Genomic DNA, 25,253 nt, shown 5'->3' with positions numbered 1-25,253 from the left:
GCCTGCAGCATACAGGCCCGGGGGCTTACTCGCTCGTGAAAATGCTGCCCAGGCGGTCCATGCGCTCCAGCGCGATGCCGCAGCCGCGCACCACGCAGGTCAGCGGATCTTCGGCCACCAGCACGGGCAGGCCGGTTTCCTCGGCCAGCAGGCGGTCCAGGTCGCGCAGCAGCGCGCCGCCACCCGTCAGCATCATGCCGCGGTCGGCGATGTCGGCGCCCAGCTCAGGGGGGGTTTGTTCCAGCGCGTTCTTCACGGCGGAGACGATCTGGTTGAGCGGGTCGGTCAGGGCTTCGAGCACTTCATTGCTGGAAATGGTGAAGCTGCGTGGCACGCCTTCGGACAGGTTGCGGCCCTTGACTTCCATCTCGCGCACTTCGGAGCCGGGGAAGGCCGAGCCGATGTTCTTCTTGATGGCTTCTGCGGTGGGCTCGCCGATCAGCATGCCGTAGTTGCGGCGGATGTAGCTGATGATGGCTTCGTCGAACTTGTCGCCGCCCACGCGCACACTGCCCTTGTAGACCATGCCGCCCAGCGAGATCACGCCGACCTCGGTGGTGCCGCCGCCGATGTCCACGACCATGGAGCCCGAGGCTTCGGAGACGGGCAGGCCCGCGCCGATGCCGGCGGCCATGGGTTCCTCGATCAGGTACACCGCCGTGGCGCCGGCCGCTTCGGCCGCGTCCTTGATGGCGCGCCGCTCGACCTGGGTGGAGCCGCAGGGCACGCAGATGATGATGCGCGGGCTGGGGGTGAACAGCGTGCGCGGGTGCACCATCTTGATGAACTGCTTGATCATCTGCTCGGTGATCACGAAGTCGGCGATCACGCCGTCCTTCATGGGCCGGATGGCTTCGATGTTGCCGGGCACCTTGCCCAGCATGGCCTTGGCCTCGTGGCCTACGGCCTGGATGACTTTCTTGCCATGGGGCCCGCCTTCGTGGCGGATGGCGACGACAGAGGGCTCGTCGAGCACAATGCCTTTGTCGCGGGCGAAGATGAGGGTGTTGGCTGTGCCAAGGTCAATGGCAAGGTCGGTGGAGAAATACCGACGGAAAGCTCCGAACATTCAAAAATCCTCTCAGGCACGGCATGCACGTCGGCCTGCCATCGCCGGGTTTACGGGGTCAAATATCGCTTTTTTCGCACAATGACCGGCAGGTAGGAGGGTATTGCGGCAAAGCCGGGATAATACCCCATCCCCTGTGAATAACTCCCTCCGGCGCGGCCCGGATCACAGCTTTACTTCTGGTTTCCCTCAATTCTCCTCCCTATGGCACTGACCCCCCAGGACATCGGCCGCATCGCCAATTTGGCACGGCTTGAGCTGACCCCCTCTGAAAGTGAGCGCATGCTGACCCAGCTCAATGGCTTCTTTGACATCGTGGAACAGATGCGGGCTGTGGATACCTCGGGCATCACGCCCCTGGCGCACCCCGTCGCGGCCGTCCAGGACGTGGCCCTGCGGCTGCGCGAGGACGTGGCCAGCGAGCCCAACCAGCGCGAAGCCAACCAGAAGAGCGCCCCCGCCGTGGAGCGTGGCCTGTTCCTCGTCCCCAAAGTGATCGAGTGAGGCGCGCATGAGCACGACAACGACCAAAGCCCTGCACGACCTGGGCGTTTCCGAGCTGGCCTCCGGCCTGCGCGACAAGCAATTCTCCGCCGTCGAAGCCGCCCGGCATTTCCTGGCCCGCGCCAAGGCGCACCAGAACCTGGGCGCCTACGTGGCCCTGAACGAAGACGCCACCCTGGCGCAGGCGCAGGCCGCTGACGCCCGCCTTGCCGCCGGCACGGCGGGCGCGCTGGAAGGCGTGCCGATCGCCCACAAGGACATCTTCGTCACGCGCGACTTCCCCTGCACCGCAGGCTCCAGGATGCTCGCGGGCTACCAGTCTCCGTTCGACGCCACTGTGGTCACCCGCCTGGCCGACGCGGGCGCCGTCACCCTGGGCAAGCTCAACTGCGACGAGTTCGCGATGGGTTCGTCCAATGAAAACTCGGCCGTGGCGCCCGTGGGCTTCGACGCCCCCGCGCCCGTGCGCAACCCCTGGGACACCCACCGCATCCCCGGCGGCTCGTCGGGCGGCAGCGCCGTGGCCGTGGCCGCGCGCCTGGCCCCTGCCGTCACCGGCACCGACACAGGCGGCTCCATCCGCCAGCCCGCATCGTTCTGTGGCATCACCGGCATCAAGCCCACCTATGGCCGCGCCAGCCGCTACGGCATGATCGCATTCGCCTCCAGCCTGGACCAGGCCGGCCCCATGGCCCGCAGCGCCGAAGACTGCGCGCTGCTGTTGTCTGCCATGTGCGGCCCCGACCCGGACCGCGATTCGACCAGCCTCGATGTGCCAGCCGAAAACTTCAGCGCCCACCTGAACGGCAGCATCGACGGCCTGCGCATCGGCATTCCCGCCGAGTTCTTTGGCGAGGGCCTCGCGCCCGACGTGCGCGCCGCGGTCGACGGCGCCCTGAAGGAATACGAAAAGCTCGGCGCCAGGCTCGTGCCCATCAGCCTGCCGCGCACCGAACTGTCCATCCCGGTGTACTACATCATCGCGCCCGCCGAGGCGTCGTCCAACCTCAGCCGCTTTGACGGCGTGAAGTTCGGCCACCGCGCCAAGGACTACACCGACCTGGTGGACATGTACAAGAAGACCCGCGCCGAAGGTTTTGGCGACGAGGTCAAGCGCCGCATCATGATCGGCGCCTACGTGCTGAGTCACGGCTACTACGACGCCTACTACCTGCAGGCACAGAAGATCCGCCGCATGATCGCCGACGACTTCCAGAACGCGTTCAAGGAATGCGATGTGATCGCCGGCCCCGTGGCCCCCACCGTGGCCTGGAAGCTGGGCGAACATGGCAACGACCCGCTGGCCGACTACCTGGCCGACATCTTCACCCTGCCCGGCTCCCTGGCCGGCCTGCCGGGCATGAGCGTGCCCGCCGGCTTTGGCGAAGGCGGCATGCCGGTGGGCCTGCAGCTCATCGGCAACTACTTCCAGGAAGCCCGCCTTCTGAACGCTGCGCACCGCCTGCAGCAAGCCACCGACTTCCACCTCCGCCAACCCGGAGGCCTGTGACATGACGACGACCAGCAAATTGATCCACGGTTATGAAGTCGTCATCGGCTTCGAAACCCACACCCAGCTTGCCACGCAGAGCAAGATCTTCAGCCGCGCGCCCACCGCCTTCGGCGCCGAGCCCAACACCCAGGCCTGCGCGGTGGACCTGGCCCTGCCCGGCACGCTCCCCGTGATGAACCGCGAGGCGGTGGCCTGCGCTATCAAATTAGGACTGGCCCTCGGTTCCCACATTGCGCCAGTGAGTATTTTTGCCCGTAAAAACTACTTCTACCCCGACCTGCCCAAGGGCTACCAGATCAGCCAGTTCGAGATCCCGGTGGTGCAGGGCGGCGAGGTGGAATTTTTCCTCGGCGACGAAAAGAAAACCGTGCGCCTGGTCCGCGCCCATCTGGAAGAGGATGCGGGCAAGTCCCTGCACGAGGACTTCATCGGCCAATCGGGCATCGACCTGAACCGCGCCGGAACGCCCCTGCTGGAGATCGTGACCGAGCCCGACATGCGCTCGTCCGACGAAGCCGTGGCCTATGCGAAAGAGCTGCACAAGATCGTGACCTGGATCGGCATCTGCGACGGCAACATGCAGGAAGGCAGCTTCCGCTGCGACGCCAACGTGTCCGTGCGCAAGCCCGGCGGGCCGCTGGGCACGCGCCGCGAGATCAAGAACCTGAACTCGTTCAAGTTCATGCAGCAGGCGATCGACTACGAGATCCGCTGGCAGATCGACCAGATCGAGGACGGCCACGCCATCCAGCAGGCCACCGTGCTGTTCGACCCGGACACGGGCGAAACGCGTGCGATGCGGACCAAGGAGGACGCGGCGGACTACCGCTACTTCCCCGACCCGGACCTGCCGCCGCTGCACATTTCGGAGCAATGGGTGCAGGAACAGCGGGCGCTGATGGCCGAATTGCCCCGCACCATGGCCGCGCGCTTCGTGGCCGACTACGGCCTGCCCGAGTACGACGCCACGACGCTCACGCAGAGCAAGGCCATGGCGGCGTACTTCGAGGCGGCTGCCAAGGTTTGCGGCCAAGCCAAGCTGGCATCCAATTGGGTAATGGGCGAGCTATCGCGTCGCTTGAACATGGAAGAGATTGGTATCGACGATGCCAAGGTGAGTAGCACTCAACTGGGCGCTCTGATCCAGCGCATTGGCGATCGCACGATTAGCAACAACGCTGCGAAGCAGGTGTTTGAAACACTGTGGGATGCAGGTGTGATTGCTGGGCAACCTATCTCTGATGGATATGTTGACCGCGCGATAGAAGATCTCAAAAAAATCGACGAGATCATCGAATCCAAGGGCCTCAAGCAGATGAACGACTCCGGCGCGCTGGAGAAAATCATCGACGAAGTCATCGCCGCCAACCCCGACAACGTGGCCCAGTTCCGCGCGGGCAAGGACAAGGCGTTCAATGCGCTGGTCGGCCAGATCATGAAAGCCAGCAAGGGCAAGGCCAACCCGCAGCAGGTCAATGATCTGCTGCGCGCAAAGCTGGGCAGCTGACGCCTGACCGGCCTGCCCTGCGGGGCAAAGGCACGGTAAAAAAACAAAAGGGGCCTCAGGGCCCCTTTTGTTTTTACTGCCCCAGCCCGGCCCTAGGGCACGCGCGCCGCCGGTGCGCCAACGGGGGGAACGGCACTGGCCGAGCCCATGGCGGGAGGCACACGCTGCGCGTCCCACAGCTTGCGCAGATGGGCCAGTTCCGCATCGAACCGCGCGTGCACGCGCCGCTTTTCCTGGTCCTGGCCGGCAATGAACCGCTGCTGCTCGGCAACGCTGTCATCGACTTCACCGATCTTGCGGCGCAGCGTCATGGGTGCCTTGTTGGGGTCCTTCTTGTAGAACTCCATTTCCACATCCAGCTTCTTGCGCTCCGCTTTCAGCTCGGCAATGCGCTTTTCGGCGGTGGCGGTCACATCGTCCACCAGCTGGATCGCGGCCGCGCGCTCCACATCGTGGGCCGCCTTGTCGGGGTAGCGCGTCACCAGCACGCGTTCGCGCCGGCGCTCCTCCACCACGCGGGCCCGCTCCTCGGCATCCTTGCGGTTCTGGGCGTCCTGGGCCGCACGCTCCAGCTCGGTGAGCGACGGCCCGATCTGCCGGCGCGTGATGCCCGAGGGGCTCAGCTCGCGCTGCTCCCGGTCCAGGCATTCAGGAATGGGCCGGTCGGCCGTCAGCCGGCGCCCACTGCGGTCCACACAGGTATAGATGCTGCCGGGCGCACCCTGGGGCTGTGCCGAGGCCAGCTCGGCGCCCAGGGTGACCAGCAGAACACCGCCCATGATCCACGCCGACTTGCTCAAATCATCTACCCTTCGTTGACGCCATACCGCTGGCGGTAGGCCAGCACTTTCTCATGATGGGAGCGCATCCCCTCTTCCCCGTTGTGCGAGAGGTACAGCAATAAGTCTGCCAGTCGGGCAATGGCGCACACCTGCATGCCCAGTTGCCCGCGAACGTACTGCACCGCGCTGTGGTCCACATCCTGGCCATTCTCCGTGGCTTTTTCCTGCCGGTCCAGCGCTATGGCCACCGCGTGGGGCGTGGCGCCCGCGGCGCGGATGATGGCGATCGATTCGCGGGCGGCGGTGCCGGCCGACATGACGTCGTCCACGATCAGCACCCGCCCCTTGAGCGGGGCGCCCACGAGCGTGCCGCCCTCGCCGTGGTCCTTGGCCTCCTTGCGGTTGTAGGCAAAAGGCACGTTGCGCCCCAGCCGGGCCAGCTCCACCGCGACCGTGGCCGCCAGGGGAATGCCCTTGTACGCGGGGCCGAAGACCATGTCGAATTCAATGCCGCTGGCCAGCAGGGCTTTTGCATAGAATTCCGCGAGCCGACCGATCTTGCGGCCATCATCGAACAGGCCCGCATTGAAGAAATACGGACTCAGGCGGCCCGCCTTGGTCTTGAATTCACCGAACCGCAGCACGCCTGATTCGACGGCAAACCGTACAAAATCCTGCGCGAGCTGGCCCTGCTCTGAGGTTTGCGCGCCAACATCCACCATGGGGAAATCCTTGTTCAAGTTAACCAGCCTCAATCTCAATGGCATCCGCTCGGCCACCAGCAAAGGCGTGGAAAGCTGGATGGCAGCCACGCGGCCGGATTGTATTTGCGTGCAGGAAGTGAAGGCCCAGGCGGCCGACATGGCCAACCGCTTCGAGCGCCTGGCCGGCCTGCAGGGCCACTTCCACTTTGCCCAGAAAAAGGGCTATTCCGGCGTGGGCATCTATACCCGGCATGAACCCTCTGATGTAGTCATTGGCTATGGGTCGCCAGAGTTCGATACAGAAGGCCGCTACGTGGAACTGCGCTTTGACACGCCGGCCCGCAAGCTGTCCATCATCAGCGCCTATTTTCCCAGCGGCTCGTCCGGCGAGGAACGCCAGCTGGCCAAGTTCCGCTTCCTCGCCGAGTTCCATCCCCATCTGATGAAAGTCAAGGGCGAACGCGACTTCATCCTGTGCGGCGACATCAACATTGCGCACCAGCAAATCGACCTCAAAAACTGGCGCAGCAACCAGAAAAACAGTGGTTTTTTGCCCGAAGAGCGGGCCTGGATGACAAAGTTGTTGCACACAACTGATGAAGGCGGCGGCATCATAGACGTTTACCGCCAGTTACAACCTACCGCCACCGACACCGCCTACACGTGGTGGAGCAACCGGGGGCAGGCGTATGCCAACAACGTGGGCTGGCGGCTGGACTACCACCTGGCCACCCCCGCGATCGCGGCGCTGGCACGTGCTGAATCCATCTACAAAGGTGAGAAATTCTCGGACCACGCGCCCATCACGGTGGACTATGACTTCAGCCTTTGACGATGCCCGCCCCTGACCATTGATGCCCGACACCGCTGCCTCCACCGCCCCCCCGCCCCATGGTTTTCGCCCCGTCAACGCGGAATCCTTGTGGAAGCAGCTCTCCACTCCCCACCCCACCGTCGGCAAAGCGCGGCACCTGGGCGAGGCGCTGATCCATGCCGGCATGGTGTCACCCTCGGCCCTGCAAGACGGCCTGCAGACCCAGCAGCAGGAGCGCAGCGGCGGGCAGCACCGGCTGATCGGACAGATTCTGGTGGAGGATGGCGTCCTGACCCAGGAGCAGTTGCGCCAGGTCATTGCCGCGTGGCTGGGCGAGTACACCGTGCACCCCGGCGACATCACGCCCGAGGCGGCGGCCCTGGCCCTGGTGCCCCGGGCGATGGCCGAACGTGAATCCGTGCTGCCGCTGATCGCCCGCGAGGATGCGCTGGTACTGCTGATGGCCGACCCGCTCGATCGCGTGCTGCTGGACGAACTGCGGTTTCTCACGCAGCGCCGGCTCATTCCGCTGCAGGCCGCGCCAGGCACGCTGATGCCCGCCATCCACAGCGCCTACCGCACCCAGCCTGGCGGCGCCTCTGACGCCACCGCCGCCGCCCGCGCCACCTCGCGCGAGCTGGCCGCCAACCTGGGCAGCACCGTCCCGGACACGGACTCCGAGCAGGCCGACGTGATCAGCGAGTCGGACAACACCCTGGTGCGGCTCATCAACTCGGTGATCGACGAAGCCATCCACCACCGCGCGTCCGACATCCACATCGAGACCGAGCCCGCGCCGCAGAACGTGCGCATCCGCCTGCGCATCGACGGCGACCTCACGCCCTACCTGGAGCTGCCAGCGCGCTACCGCTTCGCCATGGTGGCGCGCATCAAGATCATGGCGGGCATGGACATCTCGGAGCACCGCAAGCCCCAGGACGGCAAGATCGACTTCGCCCGCTTCGGCGGCCCGCCGGTGGAGCTGCGCGTGGTCACCGTGCCCACCTCGCGCGGGCTGGAGGACGTGGTGCTGCGCCTGCTGGCCGGTGCCAAGCCGCTGCCACTGGAGAACATCGGCCTGAGCCCGCCCAACCTGCAGGCCCTGCGGGCGGTGGTGCAGAAAAGCTATGGCCTGGTGCTGGTGTGCGGCCCCACGGGCTGCGGCAAGACGACCACGCTGCACTCGGTGGTGCGCGACATCAACACGGCAGGCCGCAAGATCTGGACGGCCGAAGACCCCATCGAGATCACCCAGGAAGGGCTGCGCCAGGTGCAGGTGAACCCGCGCATCGGCTGGACCTTTGCCGCCGCCATGCGCACCTTTCTGCGCGCCGACCCGGACGTGATCATGATCGGCGAGATGCGCGACGAGGAAACCGCGCGCATCGCCATCGAGGCTTCGCTGACGGGGCATCTGGTGCTGTCCACCCTGCACACCAACTCGGCGCCCGAGAGCATTGCGCGGCTGCTGGAGATGGGCCTGGACCCGTTCAACTTCTCCGATTCGCTGCTCGCCATCCTGGCCCAGCGCCTGGTGCGCCGCCTGTGCACGGCCTGCCGCGCGCCGCGTGTGGCCGACCACGACACGCTGCTGGGCCTGGCATCGCAGTACCTGGACAGCGGCACCCACAACACCCCCGAGGCCCGCGCGGCACAGGTGGCGCGCTGGCGCCAGCAGCACGGCGGAGCGCAGGGCGAGCTGCGCCTGTGGCGCCATGTGGGCTGCACGCAATGCGACGGCCATGGCTACCACGGCCGGCTGGGCATCCATGAACTGATGCTGAGCGACGAGACCATCCGGCAGCACATCCGCCACCGCGCCCCCGCCTCGGACATCCGCCACTCGGCACTGGCCGCCGGCATGCTGACCCTGCGCCAGGACGGCATCGAGAAGGTGCTGCAGGGGCTGACCGACATGTCGGAAGTGGTGGCCGCGACCAACCTGTGAGATGGGCCCACTTCGGAGATGGCGATCACTGTAAAAATGTGACCAAATTGGCCACTAACGCTTAACGGATAAGCGCTAGCAGCTATCAAAAAATGAGTCTCATCCGGATTGAGCCCCAGTCGCCGACTTGTTCACGCCGTCGCCTCAGCGATCCAGCTCGTAGTGAAACACCTTGGCAATGATCTGCCAGCGCCCGTCCACATGGATCAGGGTCAGCAGGTCGGTGAAGTGCTTGGGCAGGATGGCGCATTCGACCTTGGCCAGGGCCGTCACCGGTCCGGCGAATTCAATCGACAGGATGCGCTCCTGCACCGTCTCGCCCCGGCTGGCGGGCGAGGGGCGCTGGTCCACGATGGGGAAATACGCCTCCATGCGCAGGATCACCGCAGGCTCGGCCGTGGCGCAGGCATAGACCGCCTGCGGGTGGAACACGCGGCGCAGGCGCTGGGTATCGCTGTGGCACAGGCCGTCGAAATATTCCTGCAGCACGGCGGCGACTGCGTCGAAGCGCGGGTCACTCATGGCGCATTCCCTGCGGCGGCCACCCGGGCACGCTGGCGCCGCACGGTCACCGTCTCACCGGCCACACCCCAGTTGTCGGTCTCGACCTCGTCGATCACGACAAAGGTGGTGGCGGGCTCCTTGTTCAGAACGCGCACCAGCAAATCGGTCGCACCCTGGATCAGTGCGGCCTTTTGCGCACTGCTGACACCTTCGCGGGTCACTTTGATGTTGATGTAAGGCATGGCGTGTTCCTTGTGGATGGATGAATGAACGGCGTCTCAGCCCAGCAACCCTTCGGCCCGCATCGCGGCCTGCACGGCAGGGCGCGCGGCCACGCGGCGCATGAACGCCTGCAGATGGGCCAGGTCGCTGATGTCCAGCTTCACGAACTTGGCCCAGCCCAGCACCACAAAAAGATAGGCGTCGGCCGCCGTGAAGTGCTCGCCCGTCAGGTAGTTGCCGTCCTGCAGCTGCGCGTCCAGCCACTCCATCTTCTTGCGCAGCAGGGCGGCCAGCGCGGCCTTGGCCTTGTCGTCCAGCCCGGCCTGGAACAGGGGCGTGAAGGACTTGTGCAGCTCGGTGCTGACGTAGTTCTGCCACTCCATGACCCGGTAGCGCGCCCACGTGCCGGCGGCCGGCATCAGTTGCGTGGCCTGGGCCTGGTCAGCGATGTATTGCGCGATGACCGGGCCTTCGGTGAGGCGGGAGCCGTCGTCCAGCTCCAGCACGGGCACCTGGCCTTTGGGGTTGATCGCATGGAAATCCTGTCCGTCGGCCGTCTGGTGGCGCGCGGTATCGACCTTCTCCAGCGCAAACGGCAAGCCACATTCCAGCAGCAGGATGTGGGGCGACAAGGAGCAGGCGGCGGGGGAAAAGTACAGCTTCATGGAGAGGCCCAGGGGGTGTGGTGGAAAGGTGAAGCGATGGTATTGGCGATGTAAACAGCAATAAACTAGGTTCTGGGAATTTCACTGATTACATGAAGTAATAAACAAGACATGGCGCGCCAATTCGACGACCTGAAGCTGGGCAGCATCGAGCTGTTCTGCCTGACCGCGCAGTGGCAAAGCTTCACGGCCGCCGCCCAGGCGGCCGGGCTGACGGCGGCGGCCGTGAGCCGATCGGTGGCGCGCATGGAGGCGCGCCTGGGCGTGCGCCTGTTCCAGCGCACCACGCGCCAGGTGCGGCTGACCGACGCCGGCAAGCGCTACTACGAGCAATGCCGCCAGGCACTGGGGCAGCTGGCCGAGGCGGAGCGCGAACTGTCAGGCCAGCAGCAAAGCCCGGCAGGCCTGGTCCGCTTCAGCCTGCCCACGTCCTACGGGCACTGCCGCATCCTGCCGCTGCTGCCCGCATTTGCGCAGGCCTACCCCGGCGTGGAGCTGGAGCTGCAGTTGAGCAACCGCAACGTGGACTTCACCGAGGAAGGCTTTGACCTGGCCGTGCGCGGTCGCGCGCCCATCGACTCGGGGCTGGTGGCGCGCAAGCTGGAGGACGCCGCCCTGGTGGTGGTCGCCGCCCCGGCGTACCTGGCGCGTCGCGGCACGCCGCACGAAACGGCCGACCTGGCGGCGCACGAGTGCATCCAGTTCGTGCTGCCCAGCAGCGGCCAAGCGGTGCCATGGATACTGCGCGACGCCGCCGGGCGCGATGTGGAGGTGCCCACCCAAGGCCGCCTGCGCTGCGCCGACGACATCCTGGGCCCCGTGACCCTGGCGCGTGCCGGCGCGGGGCTGCTGCAGACCTACCGGTTCATTGTGGAGGCCGACCTGCGCAGCGGCGCGCTCCAAGAGCTACTGCCCGCGCACGCGGGCGCCTCCCGCCCGTTTTCGCTGCTGTACCCCGCCAACCGGCACATGCCGCTGCGCGTGCGCGTGCTGGTGGATTTCCTCGTCGATCGGCTGGCGCGGGCTTGAGCCTGGCCCGTCCACCCTGCGCCATGCGCCGGACCGCAAAATACACACAACCACCCTCACCCACCATGCTCCGCTACCTCACCATCCCTGTTACTGCGTTCCAGCAAAACTGCTCCCTCGTCTGGTGCGACGCCACCCACAAAGCCGCCGTGATCGACCCTGGCGGTGACCTGGATGTGCTGCTGGCAGAAATCCAGCGCCTTGACCTCACGCTCGAACAGATCTGGCTCACCCACGCCCACATCGACCACGCGGGCGGCACGGGCGAGCTGGCCCAGCGGCTTTCGCTGCCCATCGTGGGCCCCCACCCGGGCGACCAGTTCTGGATCGACGGCCTGCCGCAGCAGAGCGCGATGTTTGGTTTTCCGCCCGCGCAGCACTTCACGCCCACGCGCTGGCTGCACGATGGCGACCAGGTGCAGATCGGCAACGAGACGCTGAACGTGCGCCACTGCCCGGGGCACACGCCGGGGCATGTGGTGTTCCACGCGCCGCAGATCGACCGCGCGTTTGTGGGCGACGTGCTGTTCGCAGGCAGCATCGGCCGCACGGACTTCCCGCAGGGCAACCACCAGCAGCTCATCGACAGCATCACGCAGCGCCTGTGGCCGATGGGAGATCAGACGGTGTTCATTCCCGGCCACGGCCCCGAGAGCACGTTCGGGCGGGAGCGCCAGAGCAATCCCTACGTGGGCAATACCTGACCTGGGCCGTTTCGCTGCCAGCGGACTTCGCCCAGGATGCAGTGGCGCAACGGCTACTACCTGGTGACGCCTGCCATGGTGGCGCCGGCGCAGCGAGCATGTCGACAAGGACGTGAAGTTCTCGGGACATGCCCCGTCACGCAGGTCTACGATTTCGCCCTATGCCCCCCGCCCACAGGCACGGGACCGGAAGGCGCTGCTACGGCGCATCTGGTGCATGCCCAGGCCAGCCGCCATCAGCGACAACAGGATCAGCCCCCACTCGCTCAGGGTGGGAATGGAAGCTGGGCCTGACGTGCCGGGGATCGCAGCCAGCAACACCGGTGCGAACGGGTCTTCAATCACCCCCGCATCGGCTGTATTGCCATCGCCCATGCCGTTGTCGGTGATCGCGTACGCCACAGTCAACCGGTCTGCACTCAGCGTTGCACCGGTCATTGGATACCAGCTGCTGGCGGCCCCCACGCTGGCAGGCCCATACTTCATCAGCTGCACCCCGGCAGGAAGTGCGTGGGGGTAGGTGATTCGCACCGTCAGCGTGTTGCCCGCGCAGCCTGTGGAGCGGAAGCGAAACATCCCGGCGGGCGTGCTGGCGTTGGCTGGCAGGCCTGAAGGCACCGCGCTGCTGAACCCCGTGGCGGTGGTATCGAGCGCGCAGCCTGGCGCGCCGCCGCTGATCGCTACCGACCCCACACCCGTGCCCACGCTCCCCCCTCCGCCCGGCCCGCCACCAACCAGAACGGACACCATGGCGCTGTATGTCTGCACTGCAGGGGCAGAAGTTGCATAAAGCTCGACGCTGGCGTCAGAGCTGCCGCTGCCCCCTGTAGCCAGGACCCTGCCGTCAGCGAGCAGGGTGGCTCGGTGGTTGACGCGCCCGGTGTTCAGGCTGCCCGTGGCGCTCCAAGTGGCGGTGGCCGGGTCGTAGAGCTCAGAGCTGGCGAAATCGCCGCTGCTTCCGCCCGCGAGGAGGACCTTGCCACTGGGCAGCAGGGCGGCCGTGTGACCTGTGCGGGTGCGTACCAGACTGCCCGCGGCGCTCCAGGTATTTGCGCCAGGGTCGTAGAGTTCTGCATCGGCCGGCATGCCACTGACGCCCCGCCCCCCCGCGACGATGACCTTGCCGTCGGGCAGCAGGGTGGCCGTGTGGGAATAGCGCCAGGTGGCCATGCCGCCCGCGGGGCTCCAGGCGTTGGATGCGGGGTCGTAGAGTTCAGTGCTGGAGAGCATGCCGACGCTGGTGTATCCACCTGCGACAAGCACTTTGCCATTGGGCAGAAGGGAGGCCGTGTGATAAATGTGCTCATCGGCCATGTTGCCTGTGACACTCCACTGGTTCGTCTCGGGATCGTAGAGCTCGCCTTTGGTGAAGACGCTGCCAGCGCCCTCACCTCCCACGACAAGCACCTTGCCATTGGCCAGCAGAGTGGCCGTGCGGTTGTAGCGAGCGACGGCGAGGGTGCCGGCAGCACTCCATGTGCCAGCGACGGGATCGTAAAGTTCTGCGCTGGCAAGCGCACCGCCGTTCGCGACCCCTGAAGTGACCAGTACCTTGCCGCTGGGCAGCACGGTGGCGGTGTGAAAAGTGCGCCCGGTGATCATGCTGCCCGTGGGGCTCCAGCTATCTGTGGCGGGGTTGTACCGTTCAGCGCTTGCAAGAAAACCCCCGCCACCGCCGAACCCGCCGGTGACGAGCACTTCACCACTGCGCAGCAAAGTGGAGGTGTGGACACTGCGCCCGCCAATCATGCTGCCGGTAGCCCTCCAGGCGCCAGGGCCTACTTCGTATCGCTCGGCACTTGCGAGGTAGCCGCCAGTATTCCACCCGCCTACAACGAGCACTCTACCGTTGGACAGCAGGGAGGCCGTGTGGCTGACCCGGCCGGTGGCCAGGCTGCTGGTAGTGTCCCAGGTGCCGGTAGCGGGGTCGTAGAGCTCAGCGCTAGCGAGGTAAGTGCTGCCATCTCCTCCGGCAACAAGCACTTTGCCGCTGTGCAGCAACGTGGCGGTTTGAGAACTGCGCTTGTTGGCCAGGTTGCCAGTGGTGCTCCACATGCCTGTGGCGGGGTCGTACAGCTCGGCACTGGAGCGTGCGCCGTTGCCTCCCCCACCAGCCACCAGCACTTTGCCACTGGGCAGCAGGGTGGCGGTGTGACTGATACGCGGTGTGGTCATAGTGCCTGTGGCGCTCCATGTGCCAGTGACCGGGTCGTAAAGTTCAGCGGTGGCAAGGTAGCCAACGTCCGCGTTGTTCCCCCCCGCGACGAGTACCTTGCCGTTGGGCAACAACGTGGCAGTGTGGGCGTCGCGCGTGGTGACCATGGTGCCCGTGGTGCTCCACTGGCCGGTGGCCGGGTCGTAGACCTCTGCGCCATTCCCCGCGACAAGCACTTTGCCATTGGCCAGCAGGGTGGCGGTGTGGAACAAACGTGCGCCGGACATGCTGCCCGTGGCGCTCCAACTGCCTGTGCCAAGGTCGTAGAGTTCGGCGCCGGCAAGCGCGCCGCGGCTCCCTGCTCCACCGGAAACCAGCACCTTGCCATTGGGCAGCAGGGTGGCGGTGTGGTACGCGCGCCCAGCATTTAGATTTCCTTTGGCGCTCCAGGTGCCTGCGACCGGGTCATACAACTCGGTGCTGGCAAGGTTGCTGCTGCTGTAGGCCCAGCCCCCCGCAATCAGCACGGTGCCATCGGGCAGGACTGTTGCGGTATGGGCTTTGCGTGCGGTAGCCAGGCTGCCGCTGCCAGCCCAGGTGTTGGTCTGCGCCTGCACAACACCTGACAGCAGCACCATGGCCAACGCGACGGTGCAGCGCAAAAGCGCCCCCGGGACGGAGCGGCGGATCATCGCCATGGCCCCGCTACGGGAGCCAGGCGTCTGGTAAATCCGGGACAGCGAACGCCGGATCTGATGAATGCGAAATAAGACCGCTGTGCACTGGGCTTGCAATGGCTTCACTGGAACCGTCTTCCCTGAATGAGTCTTTGGGGGGAGAAGGCGCCGAATGAAAGCCAGTACCTCCTGGCTGGAGTGAGCGCGAGACGAACATCGCTGACCAGCTATCGCATCCTAGGAGGGTCAACCACATCCAGATTGACTGGGAGTTTCAGACAAATTGACTGTGCGTATCAAAATCTGCGTGCGGGCATGCCCGACGTGGCACAACATCCTCCGGCGGCTTGCCTGGGCACAGGCCCATGCGACGCCCCCAAGCATCCACGGCATCCTGATGGTGCTCCAGCGCGGCCCCGCGAGATCGTCAATCCCTGTTTGCAACCGCCTATCTCTGTCAGCAACACCCCACCAGGTCGTCATGATGGACCCCGTGAGCAACCTGGACCTGCTGTTCACGGAGGTTCGGAGCCTGGGCCTCACGTTGTCACAACAGTGGCCGATGGGAGATCAGACGGTGTTCATTCCCGGCCACGGCCCCGGGAGCACGTTCGGGCGGGAGCGCCAGAGCAATCCCTACGTGGGCGGGACCTGAGCCCCGCTGGACAGCCCCGCGGCGGCGCGCGGCCCGTGGCCCGGCTTGCATGCCGTGCCGTGCCGTGCCGTGCCGTGCCGACGGAAGTCTTGGTGTTTTGGATGTTTTTGGCCGCCAGCGCCTATCCATCAAGCGCCAATAGCTATTATATTGATAGCATAACCAGCCCCACCACAGGCGCCTGGCGTGCCCACCAGGACACACGCCAGACCCCGTGGCGGGGTTGCTTCGCTCGCGCCGTGCTTCGCCGGGATCAGAAGTCGAACGAGGCCGACAGGCGCACGGCGCGCGGCGCGCCCACGTTCACCCGGCCCGCGCCCCAGATGCTCTCGAAATACGCGCGGTTGGCGAGGTTGGTCACCGTGGCGCGCAGCACCACCGGTTGCGCGCCAAGACGCGTGGCGTAGCGGGCGCCCACGTCCAGGGTGGTCCAGGACGGCAGCTTCACGCTGTTGTCGCCCGTGAGCCATTGCGAACCGGTGTGGTTCACGCGGCCGTTCACCGACAGGCCCTGCACGCCGGGAACCGCCCAGTCGGCACCCAGGTTCAGGGTGAGCCGGGGCACGCCGAACTGCGCGCTGCCCTGGTTCACGCCCTTGTTCGTCCGGGTCTGGTCGGCCTCGGTGTAGGCCACGCCGCCCAGCAGGGAAAGCGCCGGGGCCAACTGCCCGAACACGTTCCACTCCACGCCCCGGTTGCGCTGCTCGCCGTCGAGCACCTGGCGGTTGTCTTGCTCGATCAGGGCGGGCTTGCTGATCTGGAACAGGCTCACGGTCTGCGTCAGGCTGCCGCTCACCCACTTCACGCCGACCTCCACCTGCTTGCTCTTGTACGGCGCGAAGGTCTGGCCTTCGTTGGCATAGGGCGCCTTCACGGTCGTGCCCGCGCTCAGGCCTTCCACGTAGTTGCCGTACAGCGCAACGGTCTCGCCCCAAGGCTTGGCCACCACGCCCACCAGCGGCGTCACGGCGCTCTCCTTGTACTTGTTGAGCTTTTGGTGCACCCGCTGCGCGCGCAGGCCCAGGGTGAGCTGCACCTGGTCGTCGGCGAACGACAGCGTGTCGACCGCGCTCAGCGCCGTCATCGCGTCATCGTTCATCTTGCTGTAGGTCGATGCCGCCGCCCCGGCCGGCATGGTGATGGGCGTGGGGTGGTAGATGTTGCTGTTGATGGGCGCCGTGCCGTTGCCGCGGCTGCCGCCTTCGTAATTCATCACGTTGGCGGCCAGGGTCAGCCTGTGCGCCACGGCGCCGGTGCCGAACTGGCCGCGCAGGCCCAGCTCGGCCGTGGTGGTGCCGTACTCGCCCCAGGAGTTGTAGGCCGTGCCCGTGGCGTTGCCCGAGGCCGCGTTCGCCGCCGTCCACACCGGGCGGGTGCCGAAGATGAAGCCGTCGTAGGAATGCTCGGCCTTGCCCGCCGAGGCAAACGCCGTCCAGCCCGCGTTGATCTTCGCCTGGCCGCGCACGATGAGGCCCTGGGTCTGCGTGTTGCTGTACACGCCCTCGCCGTAGAAGAAGTTGGTGGAGCCGTCGGGCGCCTTGGGCACCGTGGTCCAGCCCGCGATGATGGGCTGCATGGGCGAGCCCTTGCGCACCTTGTTCCTGAGCGAATAGGCATCGGCCTCCACGTTCCAGCCCTCGCCCTGGTAGTCGAGCGCCAGGTGGCCGATCTCGCGCGCCTTGGTCTGGTGGTCGAGCCAGGTCTCGCCGCCCGACAGCACGCCATTGACGCGCACGCCCAGGCGCTGTTCCCCGCCGAAGCGGCGCGACACGTCGGCGTGCGCGCCCACATTGGACTTAGACGAATAGGTGGTGGTCACGCGCGTGAGCGGCTCCTTGCCCGCGCGCTTGGGCACGAGGTTGATCGCGCCGCCCACGTCGCCCGCGGGGGGCAGGCCCATCATCATGGCGCCGGGGCCCTTGAGCACCTCCACGCGCTCGAACATCTCGGTGGGCGTGTTCTGCTCGGGCGCCAGGCCATAGGCACCGTTGATGGCCAGCGAGCCGGCGCCCACGCCGAAGCCCCGGATGATGAAGTTCTCGACGATGTGGCCTTCGTTGGTGGTGGTGCGCACCGAAGGGTCGTTCTTGAGCACCGCGCCCACGGTCTGCGCCTGCTGGTCGGCGATGCCTTCGGCGGTGTAGCCCGTCATGTTGAACGGCGTGTCCATGACCCCCACGTTGCCGAGCACGCCCAGCCGCGTGCCCCTGGCGACCTGGCCGCCCGGGGCCGCGGCTGGCAGGCTGTCGGGAGTCTCGGCGGCCGCATTCACCGTGACTTCCCGCAGCAGCGTGGCGGACGGGGCGGGCGCGTTCTGCTGCGCCAGGGCCGCGCCGGCACCCGCCAGCAAGGTCCACGCGCAGGCCTGGGCGACCTGGCGCAAGGCAAAAGGATGTGCCCGGGGGACACCCGGGGATGGGCGGCGAGTCTGCATAGAAGTCCTGAATCAAAAACGAAGGAGAAGGGAGTCCGCCTCGCCAACGGATTGCAAACAGGAATGAATGCGATTTCACTCAGGGCGCGCAGTGGCTCCGCGAGGAAGCCATCCAGGCGCGGTGCCCGGAACGTGTTGCAAGGCGTGCCGGCTGGTTCCACCCGGCATGGGAGCGATGATTTCACGCAGCCCGCCGCCCTGTGTTTGCACGCCCAACAAAGACGTTTGCCGCGGCCCCGCCAGGGCCGCCGTGGAACGGGCCTTGCCAGGACCGGGGGAGCCGCGAGGCGGCCCGGCGGGCTTCAGACCCTCACTCGCGCCAGCTTGGGGGGCATGCCAAAGCGCTTGCGGTAGGCCGTGGCGAAATTGGCGGCGCTGTTGTAGCCCGCCACCAGCGCCGCCTGGCCCACGGTCAGGCCCTCCTGCTCCAGGGCCTTGCGGGCGCGCTGCAGGCGGCTTTCGCGCACGAAGTCAAACACCGTCGTGCCGTACACCGCCCGAAAGTGCCGCTGCAGCGTGTTCGCGTTGGTGCCGGCTTGGCGCGCCAGGGCATCGAGCGACAGGTCCATGGCCCCTTCGGTCTGCAGGAAGGCATGCAGCGCCCGCATGCGCCGGTGCTCGTGGGGCAGCAGCCGCAGCCCGGTGGGCGCGGGAGCAGGCGCCGGCGCGGGCGCGGGCCCGGGGGCGTGCTGCGCCAGGCTGCCCAGCGCCTCGCCCACCAGCTCCAGCGCGCGGCTCTCCAGGTACAGGTGCAGCAGCAGGGGGCTCAGGTCCGGCGCATGGGTGAGCTGCTCGGCCAGGGCGGCGATGCGCGCCGAGGGCTGCCAGTGGTGCATGGCCAGGTGCTGGCGGCGGAAGGCCTCGATGGCGCCGGAGGCCGACGGGCCGGCCACCTGCTCCAGCCATTCGCCGCCCAGGCCCACGCTCACCCGGCGCGCATACGCGCCCTTGCGGGCGCGGCGCTCGAAGCGCTCCGGCTCCGCCACCGACACCAGCAGGGCGCGCGGCAGGCTGGCCAGGCCTGCATCGTGGGACTGGCGGGCGTGGTCCGCCGCGCTCGACAGCGCCACGCGGCGCGGCCCGTAGCTCACGTCCACCGAGCCCTCCAGCAGCACCACGATGCGCAGGCCCGTCTCCATCTCGCCGCTGGCCGTGAAATCCTGCGCATCGGCCGCATCGTCCGCGTGCAGGTGCAGGCCCGGACGCAGCACGCGCAGGCGCTGCAGATGGCGCTGCAGCGACGCCTGCATGCCGTCCGACGCGGGCGCGGCGGACAGCACACTCAAGGGGCTGACGACAGACATGGGCAGGCAGGTGTGACGGCGAAAAAGCGGCAGGGGCAGCGGACGGCAATGCGCCACGGCGCGTGGAACCCGGGGCCTGGCGTTTGCGCAAAGGTTTTTCTCCGCTTGGCAAACACGGCGGGCACCGCGGCATGGGATGCTAGCAAGTCGGCATAATAAATGCAAATGATTCTCAATATTGGCCATCGAACCGGCCGCCGCCGATGGCCGCCCGCACACCGTCCCTCCCATGCCCCTGATCCGTTTTTGCCCCTGGGCGCCACTGGCGGCCCTGCTCTGCGCCCTGGTCCTGGGTGCCTCGCCCGCGCGCGCGCAGGGGGGCACGCAGACCGTGACCGACCTGGCGGGCCGCGCCGTCACCCTGCCGGCCAAGGTGGAGCGCATCCTGCTGGGCGAAGGCCGGCTGCTGCCCGCGCTGGGCGTGTTCGAGCGCGACGACGTGGCCCGCCGCCTGGTGGGCATGATGGGCGACTACGAGACGCTGGATGCCGCCGGCTATGCGCAGTGGCGCGGCCGTTTCCCGCAGATCGACAAGGTGCCGCGCGTGGGCCGCAACAGCAGCGGCAGCTTCAGCGACGAACAGGCCATCGCGCTGCGTCCGCAGGTCGCCATCCTGGGGCTGGCGGGTGGCCACGGCCCGAGCAAGAACGACCGCGAAACGCTGGCCCGCCTGGAGGCGGCCGGCGTGGCCGTGGTGTTCGTCGACTTCCGCCACGACCCGCTCCGCAACACGACGCGCAGCATGGAGCTGCTGGGCGCCGTGCTGGGCAAGCGCCAGGAGGCCCAGGCGTTCAACACCTATTGGCGGGCCCAGCTCGACCGCGTGGAAGCCCGCCTGCGCACCCTGCCGGCCGGCACGCGGCACCCCGGCGTGTTCCTGGAGAACCGCGTGGGCCTGGCCGATGAATGCTGCGCCACCATGGTCGGCCTGGTGGGCGTGCTGCTGGATGCCGCCGGGGCTCAGAATGTGGCGCGCGGTCGCATTCCGGGCGAGCACGGCACGCTCAACCCCGAATTCCTGATCGCCACGCAGCCCCAGCTGTACATCGGCACCGGCATCGGCAGCATGGCCACGGCCGAGAAATCCCCCCTGCGCATCGTGCTGGGCGCCGACGCCACGCCCGAGGCCGCCCGCGCCTCGCTGGCGCGCGCCACGCAGCGCCGGGGCATCGCCCAGCTGCAGGCCGTGCAGCAGCCCGGCCGCGCGCATGCCATCTGGCACCACTACTACAACTCGCCCTTCAACGTCGTGGCGGTGCAGGTGTTCGCCAAATGGCTGCACCCCGAGCTGTTTGCCGACCTGGACCCGCGCGACACCCTGCAGACGATGTTCACCCGCTTCCAGCCCATCCCGCTGACGGGCGTGTACTGGACCAGCCTCTGATGCGCTCCATGCCCATGCCCCGCGACACCCGCCGCCGCGCGCTGCTGGCCTCTGGTGCCAGCCTGTGGCTGGCGGGCTGCGCCAGCGGCGCGCCAGAGGCGTCCCTGCTGCAGGCGGGCCCCGCGCGGCTGCCGGACACGCACCAGCTGGACCTGCGCGACCCGGCGAGCGGCCGCGTCTGGCGCATCTGGGTGCAGCAGCCCGCCGGCCCCGCGCCCGCCACCGGACACCCCGTGCTGTATGTGCTCGACGGCAATGCCGCCTTTGCGCTCGCGGCCCAGCTGGCCCGCAATGAGGCCGCGCGCCCCGCGCAGATGCGCGCGGACAGCGCCATCGTCGTGGGCATCGGCCACCCCGGCGATGCCGTGGTCCACCCCGCGCAACGCCAGCGCGACTACACGCCGCCCGCGCCCGGCGGCTCGGCCACGCCCGAGGCCGGCGGCGCGGACATCCTGCTCGACTTCATCGCGCGCGAGCTGCAGCCGCGCGTGGCGCGGGCGTTTGCCATCGACCCGCAGCGCCAGGCGCTGAGCGGGCACTCGTTCGGCGGCCTGCTGGTGCTGCACGCGCTGTTCACGCGCCCCGCGCTGTTCACCCGGTATGCGGCCACCAGCCCGTCGGTGTGGTGGAACGGCGCGCAGGTGCTGCAGACGGCATCGCAGTTCATGCAGGCGCACGCGACGGCGCCGCGCCCCTTCCGGGCCCGGCTGCAGCTGCGCGTGGGCAGCCTGGAGCAGCCCCGGGCCGCCCCCACCGCGGCACGCGCCGCCGTGCAGCACGAACGCCGCATGATCGAACGCACGCAGGCGCTGGCGGACCAGCTGGAGGCCTTGCACTGGCCCGAACTGCGCGTTCACATGGGCATATTGCCCGGCGTGGACCATGGCGGCGCCATGGCGCCGGGGCTCATCGACGCCCTGGCATGGGCCCAGCAGCCCCGCTGAAAACCGCCGCCCCGCGCCATGGAACCCTCTCGCACCCCACACGCCCTGCCCCGGAACTGCCTTCGTTGAACCCCGCCGCCCCGTCTCCCTTGCCGCAGCCCCTGGACGCGGCCCGCGCTGGTTCGCTGGCGCGGCGCTACCAGCACTTCGTGCGCCTGCGCCTGCTGCTGCTGGCCGCCCTGCTCGCCGTGCTGTGCGCCAGCGTGGTGGCCGACATCGCGCTCGGCCCCTCCACCTTCGCGTTCGCCGACGTGCTGCGGGGCCTGTTCGCCCCCGCCAGCCTGCCGCAGGCGCAGCAGGTCATCCTGTGGGAAGTGCGCCTGCCCTACGCGGTGATGGCCGTGCTGGTGGGCGCCAGCCTGGGCCTGGCGGGGGCCGAGATGCAGACCGCGCTCAACAACCCGCTGGCCAGCCCGTTCACGCTCGGGGTGTCGGCGGCGGCGGCCGTGGGCGCTTCGGCCGCCGTGGTCACGGGCTTCACGCTCGTGGCCTGGGGCGAGAACCTGGCCGTGCCGCTGTGCGCCTTCGCGGGCGCGGCCGGCGCCACGGCGCTGATCCAGCTGCTGGCCTGGCGCCAGGGCGCCACGGTGGACACCGTGGTGCTGTTCGGCATCGCGCTGCTGTTCAGCTTCGAGGCCCTGCTGTGGCTGCTGCAGTTCATCGCCGACAGCAACGCGCTGCAGCAGATCGTGTTCTGGACCATGGGCAGCCTGGGCCGCGCCACCTGGACCAAGATCGGCATCGTGGGCACCGTGCTCGCACTGTGCATGCTCTGGTCGGCGCGCCAGGCCTGGGCCCTCACGGCGCTGCGCGCGGGCGAGGACCAGGCGCGCAGCTTCGGCATCGGGGTGGAGCGGCTGCGCCTGGTCACGCTGCTGCGCGTGAGCCTGCTGGCGGCCACCGCCCTGTCGTTCGTGGGCACCATCGGCTTCGTGGGCCTGGTGGGGCCGCACATCGCGCGCATGCTGCTGGGCGAGGACCACCGCTACTACCTGCCCGGCAGCGCGCTGGCGGGGGCGCTGATGCTGTCGCTCGCGTCCATCCTCAGCAAGGCGCTGGTGCCCGGCGTGGTGCTGCCCATCGGCATCATCACCGCGCTGGTGGGCGTGCCGCTGTTCATGGTGCTGGTGCTGCGCCAGAGAAGGGCCGTATGAAGCACCCCCTGAGCCGCTGCGCGTCTTCCCCCTCTCTCTCTCGCATTGCTGCGCAATGCGGGAGGGGGACACCCCCAGCGCGGCGGGGCGGCCCTTGCGCGGGGGCGCTGGCTTGGGCCGCGTCAGTTTCCTCGGCCGCCGGGGGCGCACGGCGCCATGGAGGCTTGACATGACAACAGGCTTGAGCCTCCAACAACTCAGCGCCGGCTACCCCGGCCGGCCCGTGCTGCAGGGCGTGGACCTGCCTGCCGTGCCCGCCGGCACGCTGGTGGCCGTGGTGGGGCCCAACGCGGTGGGCAAGTCCACGCTGCTCAAGGCCGTGGCCGGGCTGCGGCCGGCGCAGGGCCGCGTGTGGCTCGAGGGCACGGACCTGGCCACCCTGCCGCCCCGCGAGCGCCTGCGCCGCGTGGGCTACCTGCCGCAGGCGCTGCCCCAGAGCACCTCGCTCGTGGCCTACGAGACCTGGCACAGCGCCCTGCGCGCCGTGCGCAGCGACTGGAGCGCCGCCCGGCGCGAGGCGGCCATCGAATCCGTCGTGGCATCGCTGGGGCTGCAGGCGCTGGCGCTGCGCCGGCTCGATGAACTCTCGGGCGGGCAGCGCCAGATGGTGGGACTGGCGCAGGCCATCGTGCGCGCGCCGCGCCTGCTGCTGCTGGACGAGCCCACCAGCGCGCTCGACCTGCGCTGGCAGCTGCAGGTGCTGCAGGCCGTGCGCGACCTGGTGCAGCAGCAGGGCACCGTGGGCCTGGTGGCCGTGCACGACCTGAACCTGGCGCTGCGCTTTTGCCAGCAGGTGCTGGTGCTGGGCGGCGGCGGCGTGCTGGCCGCCGGCGCGCCGGCCCCGCTGCTGACCCCCGCGCTGCTGCGGCGCGCCTATGGCGTCCAGGCCCGCGTGGAGCGCTGCTCGCAAGGCAACCTGCTGGTGCTGGCCGACGCCGCGCTGCCGCTGGATGCCGCTTCTTCCATGACCACAACCAGCCCCTTCCCATGATGCGACGCCAGGGCCATGTGCCCACGCCCGACGCCAGCCGCTACCTGCAGCGCCTGTGCTACCACTTCACGCGCAAGATCACCGTGACGTATGACGAGCACCAGGGCCAGGCCCACTTTCCCTGGGGCCTGTGCCTGCTGCGGGCCGATGGCGCGGCGCTGCACTTCGACTGCAGCGCCGACGACCAGGCCAGCCTGGACCGGGTGCAGTTCGCGATCGACTCGCACGTGGAGCTGTTCTCGCGCAAGAGCCCCATGGCCGTGGACTGGCAGCCCGTGCAAACCGTCAGCGCGCCGGCGGCTGGCACGGCGCCCCCCGCCCCTTAAGCCCCAATTGCGGCGCGCCTGCCGCCCACATCGGACGATGGGCAGCACAGGCGCTTCCTAGAATGTGACATTTTGTTATCGCGCCGCACCGGTGCCCGAACACCGGCGAGGCCCCTGCCCGCCATGGCACATTCCGCATCCGTCCGCCCCGAGCCCCGCCCGCCCCGCCCGTTCGCCATCCCGCAGCGCGGCTCCAGCCTGGCGGGCAAGGCCTACTGGGCCATGGTGCAGCGCGTGGCGCTCACGGCGGCGGCCATCGACGGCGGCTACATCGTGCTGTTCCTGTGGCTGGGGTCGCTGCCGCTGGCGGCCGTCAACCTGGTGAGCATCGCGATGTACCTGGGGGCCTACCGGCTCATCCAGTCGCGCTACAACGCGGCCGCGCTGGCGCTGATCTGGCTGGAGGTGGTGGGCCACGCGGCACTGGGCTCGCTGCTCATCGGCTGGAACAGCGGCTTTCACTACTACCTGCTGCTGTTCATTCCGGCCATCGTGATCGCCAACACGCGCGGCTTCGCGGCGCCCATGGTGATCGCGCTGCTGGCGTACTACCTGGGCCTGCAGGTGCTGTGCGACCACCTGGGGCCACTGGCCCCCCTGCCGCCCCTGAGCGTGAAGATCGTCAACTGGATCCACATCTGCCTGGTGTTCGCGATGTCGGCGGCGCTGGCGGCGTTCTACCGCCGCACCATCCTCATCGCCGAGGGCCGGCTGCGCAAGCAGGCCACGCTGGACCCGCTGACCGGCCTGAACAACCGCAGCCACTTCGAGGCGCTGGCCGCCCACACGCTGGCCCGCGGCCAGCGCGACGGCACGCCCATCGCCCTGCTGCTGTGCGACGTGGACCACTTCAAGCGCGTGAACGACCAGTACGGCCATGCCGTGGGCGACGAGGTGCTGGTGGCCATGGCCCGCACGCTCAGCCAGAGCCTGCGCGAAGGCGACGTGCTCGCCCGCTGGGGCGGCGAGGAGTTCCTGGCGCTGATGCCCGCCAACCCGCTCGATGCCGCCTGCGCCACGGCCGAACGCATCCGCGCCGCGGTGCAAGCAACGCCGATGGAGGTGGGCCCCGCGCCCCTGTTGCTCACCATGTCGTTTGGCGTGGCGCAGGTGCATGGCGCGGACGACCTGCAGGCCGCCATCGTGCGCGCCGACAAGGCGCTCTACGAAGCCAAGCACGCGGGCCGCAACCGCGTGAGCGTGGCCTGAGGCCAACGTCCATGCCGAGCGGGGCAGGGCACAAAAAAGGCAGCTGGCGCTTGAT

22 protein-coding genes and 1 pseudogene are annotated in these 25,253 nt (G+C 68.2%); 14 read left to right on the top strand and 9 right to left on the bottom strand.

The annotated features are described in order from the left end of the window. Window positions 1–25: 25 nt before the first annotated feature. Window positions 26–1,069 carry a rod shape-determining protein gene (locus AC1RCS_RS01080; protein WP_008907364.1) on the bottom strand — a complete coding sequence of 348 codons (1,044 nt, stop codon included), beginning with the start codon at window positions 1,067–1,069 and terminating at the stop codon, window positions 26–28. 204 nt (window positions 1,070–1,273) lie between these two features. Between AC1RCS_RS01080 and gatC the strand changes: the two genes are divergently transcribed. From gatC to gatB, 3 genes are read left to right on the top strand one after another with little or no spacing between them, the layout of a single operon-like run. After that, window positions 1,274–1,573, top strand: a complete 300-nt coding sequence (gatC, locus tag AC1RCS_RS01075; protein WP_218296668.1) for an Asp-tRNA(Asn)/Glu-tRNA(Gln) amidotransferase subunit GatC — start codon at window positions 1,274–1,276, stop codon at window positions 1,571–1,573. Window positions 1,574–1,580: 7 nt separating this feature from the next. Continuing rightward, window positions 1,581–3,083 (top strand): Asp-tRNA(Asn)/Glu-tRNA(Gln) amidotransferase subunit GatA, encoded by a 1,503-nt coding sequence (gatA, locus tag AC1RCS_RS01070; RefSeq protein WP_492244719.1) that lies wholly within the window; start codon window positions 1,581–1,583, stop codon window positions 3,081–3,083. 1 nt (window position 3,084) lies between these two features. Beyond that, window positions 3,085–4,593 carry an Asp-tRNA(Asn)/Glu-tRNA(Gln) amidotransferase subunit GatB gene (gene gatB, locus AC1RCS_RS01065; RefSeq protein ID WP_492244720.1) on the top strand — a complete coding sequence of 503 codons (1,509 nt, stop codon included), beginning with the start codon at window positions 3,085–3,087 and terminating at the stop codon, window positions 4,591–4,593. Between the two features lie 92 nt (window positions 4,594–4,685). Here gatB and AC1RCS_RS01060 read toward each other — a convergent pair whose 3' ends face one another. Next, complete coding sequence (locus tag AC1RCS_RS01060) at window positions 4,686–5,393, bottom strand: DUF4124 domain-containing protein (RefSeq protein ID WP_369641132.1); 708 nt, start codon at window positions 5,391–5,393, stop codon at window positions 4,686–4,688. A gap of 5 nt (window positions 5,394–5,398) precedes the next feature. Beyond that, on the bottom strand, window positions 5,399–6,097 hold the full coding sequence (gene pyrE / locus AC1RCS_RS01055; protein ID WP_218296664.1) for an orotate phosphoribosyltransferase: 699 nt from the start codon (window positions 6,095–6,097) through the stop codon (window positions 5,399–5,401). Between the two features lie 10 nt (window positions 6,098–6,107). Here pyrE and AC1RCS_RS01050 point away from each other — a divergent pair, with 10 nt between their 5' ends. Both AC1RCS_RS01050 and AC1RCS_RS01045 read left to right on the top strand, forming a co-directional pair. After that, window positions 6,108–6,911, top strand: coding sequence for an exodeoxyribonuclease III (locus AC1RCS_RS01050; RefSeq protein WP_218296731.1), 804 nt, complete (start codon window positions 6,108–6,110; stop codon window positions 6,909–6,911). Between the two features lie 22 nt (window positions 6,912–6,933). After that, the gene (locus AC1RCS_RS01045) at window positions 6,934–8,841 is read left to right on the top strand and encodes a GspE/PulE family protein (protein WP_218296663.1); all 1,908 of its coding nucleotides are present in this window, start codon (window positions 6,934–6,936) and stop codon (window positions 8,839–8,841) included. Window positions 8,842–8,985: 144 nt separating this feature from the next. Here AC1RCS_RS01045 and AC1RCS_RS01040 read toward each other — a convergent pair whose 3' ends face one another. The 3 genes from AC1RCS_RS01040 to gstA are packed head-to-tail and all read right to left on the bottom strand — an operon-like array spanning window position 8,986 to window position 10,232. Then, complete coding sequence (locus AC1RCS_RS01040) at window positions 8,986–9,363, bottom strand: nuclear transport factor 2 family protein (RefSeq protein WP_369641130.1); 378 nt, start codon at window positions 9,361–9,363, stop codon at window positions 8,986–8,988. Further along, on the bottom strand, window positions 9,360–9,587 hold the full coding sequence (locus tag AC1RCS_RS01035) for a tautomerase family protein (RefSeq protein ID WP_218339123.1): 228 nt from the start codon (window positions 9,585–9,587) through the stop codon (window positions 9,360–9,362). Before AC1RCS_RS01035 ends, AC1RCS_RS01040 begins: the two co-directional genes overlap by 4 nt. A 36-nt stretch (window positions 9,588–9,623) precedes the next feature. Further along, window positions 9,624–10,232: a glutathione transferase GstA gene (gstA, locus tag AC1RCS_RS01030; RefSeq protein ID WP_492244721.1), complete on the bottom strand. Its 609-nt coding sequence runs from the start codon at window positions 10,230–10,232 to the stop codon at window positions 9,624–9,626. Window positions 10,233–10,343: 111 nt separating this feature from the next. On the opposite strand from gstA, the gene AC1RCS_RS01025 reads away from it, so the two are divergent. Continuing rightward, window positions 10,344–11,261 carry a LysR family transcriptional regulator gene (locus tag AC1RCS_RS01025; RefSeq protein WP_492244722.1) on the top strand — a complete coding sequence of 306 codons (918 nt, stop codon included), beginning with the start codon at window positions 10,344–10,346 and terminating at the stop codon, window positions 11,259–11,261. A gap of 65 nt (window positions 11,262–11,326) precedes the next feature. Continuing rightward, window positions 11,327–11,965, top strand: a complete 639-nt coding sequence (locus AC1RCS_RS01020; protein ID WP_492244723.1) for an MBL fold metallo-hydrolase — start codon at window positions 11,327–11,329, stop codon at window positions 11,963–11,965. Window positions 11,966–12,124: 159 nt separating this feature from the next. Here AC1RCS_RS01020 and AC1RCS_RS01015 read toward each other — a convergent pair whose 3' ends face one another. Further along, window positions 12,125–14,818: an IPTL-CTERM sorting domain-containing protein gene (locus AC1RCS_RS01015; protein ID WP_492244724.1), complete on the bottom strand. Its 2,694-nt coding sequence runs from the start codon at window positions 14,816–14,818 to the stop codon at window positions 12,125–12,127. Window positions 14,819–15,353: 535 nt separating this feature from the next. Between AC1RCS_RS01015 and AC1RCS_RS01010 the strand changes: the two are divergent. Beyond that, a pseudogene (locus AC1RCS_RS01010) lies at window positions 15,354–15,452 on the top strand (MBL fold metallo-hydrolase); the annotation flags it as partial. A gap of 253 nt (window positions 15,453–15,705) precedes the next feature. Here the strand turns inward: AC1RCS_RS01010 and AC1RCS_RS01005 are convergent. After that, window positions 15,706–17,835: a TonB-dependent receptor gene (locus AC1RCS_RS01005; RefSeq protein ID WP_492244725.1), complete on the bottom strand. Its 2,130-nt coding sequence runs from the start codon at window positions 17,833–17,835 to the stop codon at window positions 15,706–15,708. A gap of 353 nt (window positions 17,836–18,188) precedes the next feature. Continuing rightward, window positions 18,189–19,190 carry a helix-turn-helix transcriptional regulator gene (locus tag AC1RCS_RS01000; protein ID WP_492244726.1) on the bottom strand — a complete coding sequence of 334 codons (1,002 nt, stop codon included), beginning with the start codon at window positions 19,188–19,190 and terminating at the stop codon, window positions 18,189–18,191. 229 nt (window positions 19,191–19,419) lie between these two features. Here AC1RCS_RS01000 and AC1RCS_RS00995 point away from each other — a divergent pair, with 229 nt between their 5' ends. The 6 genes from AC1RCS_RS00995 to AC1RCS_RS00970 all read left to right on the top strand — a co-directional run bounded on the left by AC1RCS_RS00995 (window position 19,420) and on the right by AC1RCS_RS00970 (window position 25,198). Next, the gene (locus AC1RCS_RS00995; RefSeq protein WP_492244727.1) at window positions 19,420–20,574 is read left to right on the top strand and encodes an ABC transporter substrate-binding protein; all 1,155 of its coding nucleotides are present in this window, start codon (window positions 19,420–19,422) and stop codon (window positions 20,572–20,574) included. After that, window positions 20,574–21,518: an alpha/beta hydrolase gene (locus AC1RCS_RS00990; protein ID WP_492255466.1), complete on the top strand. Its 945-nt coding sequence runs from the start codon at window positions 20,574–20,576 to the stop codon at window positions 21,516–21,518. The genes AC1RCS_RS00995 and AC1RCS_RS00990 overlap by 1 nt, the downstream gene beginning before the upstream one ends. A gap of 65 nt (window positions 21,519–21,583) precedes the next feature. Beyond that, window positions 21,584–22,672 carry a FecCD family ABC transporter permease gene (locus AC1RCS_RS00985; protein WP_492244729.1) on the top strand — a complete coding sequence of 363 codons (1,089 nt, stop codon included), beginning with the start codon at window positions 21,584–21,586 and terminating at the stop codon, window positions 22,670–22,672. A 169-nt stretch (window positions 22,673–22,841) separates the two neighbouring features. Next, window positions 22,842–23,663: an ABC transporter ATP-binding protein gene (locus AC1RCS_RS00980; RefSeq protein WP_492244730.1), complete on the top strand. Its 822-nt coding sequence runs from the start codon at window positions 22,842–22,844 to the stop codon at window positions 23,661–23,663. Then, window positions 23,660–23,989, top strand: a complete 330-nt coding sequence (locus AC1RCS_RS00975; protein ID WP_218296653.1) for a DUF2218 domain-containing protein — start codon at window positions 23,660–23,662, stop codon at window positions 23,987–23,989. Before AC1RCS_RS00980 ends, AC1RCS_RS00975 begins: the two co-directional genes overlap by 4 nt. Window positions 23,990–24,112: 123 nt before the next feature. Further along, complete coding sequence (locus tag AC1RCS_RS00970; protein WP_492244731.1) at window positions 24,113–25,198, top strand: GGDEF domain-containing protein; 1,086 nt, start codon at window positions 24,113–24,115, stop codon at window positions 25,196–25,198. The last annotated feature ends 55 nt before the right edge of the window (window positions 25,199–25,253 follow it).

The sequence above is a fragment of the Acidovorax sp. GW823-FHT01C06 genome (assembly GCF_058798375.1).
Note: the sequence above shows the minus strand (reverse complement) of the source record. Positions and strands in the feature narration are given on the sequence as shown.

What these genes read in the sequence shown, in the direction of transcription:
- AC1RCS_RS01080 (WP_008907364.1), bottom strand. Translation starts at nt 1,069, where the DNA reads ATGTTCGGAGCTTTCCGTCGGTATTTCTCCACCGACCTTGCCATTGAC.
- gatC (WP_218296668.1), top strand. Translation starts at nt 1,274, where the DNA reads ATGGCACTGACCCCCCAGGACATCGGCCGCATCGCCAATTTGGCACGG.
- gatA (WP_492244719.1), top strand. Translation starts at nt 1,581, where the DNA reads ATGAGCACGACAACGACCAAAGCCCTGCACGACCTGGGCGTTTCCGAG.
- gatB (WP_492244720.1), top strand. Translation starts at nt 3,085, where the DNA reads ATGACGACGACCAGCAAATTGATCCACGGTTATGAAGTCGTCATCGGC.
- pyrE (WP_218296664.1), bottom strand. Translation starts at nt 6,097, where the DNA reads ATGGTGGATGTTGGCGCGCAAACCTCAGAGCAGGGCCAGCTCGCGCAG.
- AC1RCS_RS01045 (WP_218296663.1), top strand. Translation starts at nt 6,934, where the DNA reads ATGCCCGACACCGCTGCCTCCACCGCCCCCCCGCCCCATGGTTTTCGC.
- AC1RCS_RS01040 (WP_369641130.1), bottom strand. Translation starts at nt 9,363, where the DNA reads ATGAGTGACCCGCGCTTCGACGCAGTCGCCGCCGTGCTGCAGGAATAT.
- AC1RCS_RS01035 (WP_218339123.1), bottom strand. Translation starts at nt 9,587, where the DNA reads ATGCCTTACATCAACATCAAAGTGACCCGCGAAGGTGTCAGCAGTGCG.
- gstA (WP_492244721.1), bottom strand. Translation starts at nt 10,232, where the DNA reads ATGAAGCTGTACTTTTCCCCCGCCGCCTGCTCCTTGTCGCCCCACATC.
- AC1RCS_RS01025 (WP_492244722.1), top strand. Translation starts at nt 10,344, where the DNA reads ATGGCGCGCCAATTCGACGACCTGAAGCTGGGCAGCATCGAGCTGTTC.
- AC1RCS_RS01020 (WP_492244723.1), top strand. Translation starts at nt 11,327, where the DNA reads ATGCTCCGCTACCTCACCATCCCTGTTACTGCGTTCCAGCAAAACTGC.
- AC1RCS_RS01015 (WP_492244724.1), bottom strand. Translation starts at nt 14,818, where the DNA reads ATGGCGATGATCCGCCGCTCCGTCCCGGGGGCGCTTTTGCGCTGCACC.
- AC1RCS_RS01000 (WP_492244726.1), bottom strand. Translation starts at nt 19,190, where the DNA reads ATGTCTGTCGTCAGCCCCTTGAGTGTGCTGTCCGCCGCGCCCGCGTCG.
- AC1RCS_RS00995 (WP_492244727.1), top strand. Translation starts at nt 19,420, where the DNA reads ATGCCCCTGATCCGTTTTTGCCCCTGGGCGCCACTGGCGGCCCTGCTC.
- AC1RCS_RS00990 (WP_492255466.1), top strand. Translation starts at nt 20,574, where the DNA reads ATGCGCTCCATGCCCATGCCCCGCGACACCCGCCGCCGCGCGCTGCTG.
- AC1RCS_RS00980 (WP_492244730.1), top strand. Translation starts at nt 22,842, where the DNA reads ATGACAACAGGCTTGAGCCTCCAACAACTCAGCGCCGGCTACCCCGGC.
- AC1RCS_RS00975 (WP_218296653.1), top strand. Translation starts at nt 23,660, where the DNA reads ATGATGCGACGCCAGGGCCATGTGCCCACGCCCGACGCCAGCCGCTAC.
- AC1RCS_RS00970 (WP_492244731.1), top strand. Translation starts at nt 24,113, where the DNA reads ATGGCACATTCCGCATCCGTCCGCCCCGAGCCCCGCCCGCCCCGCCCG.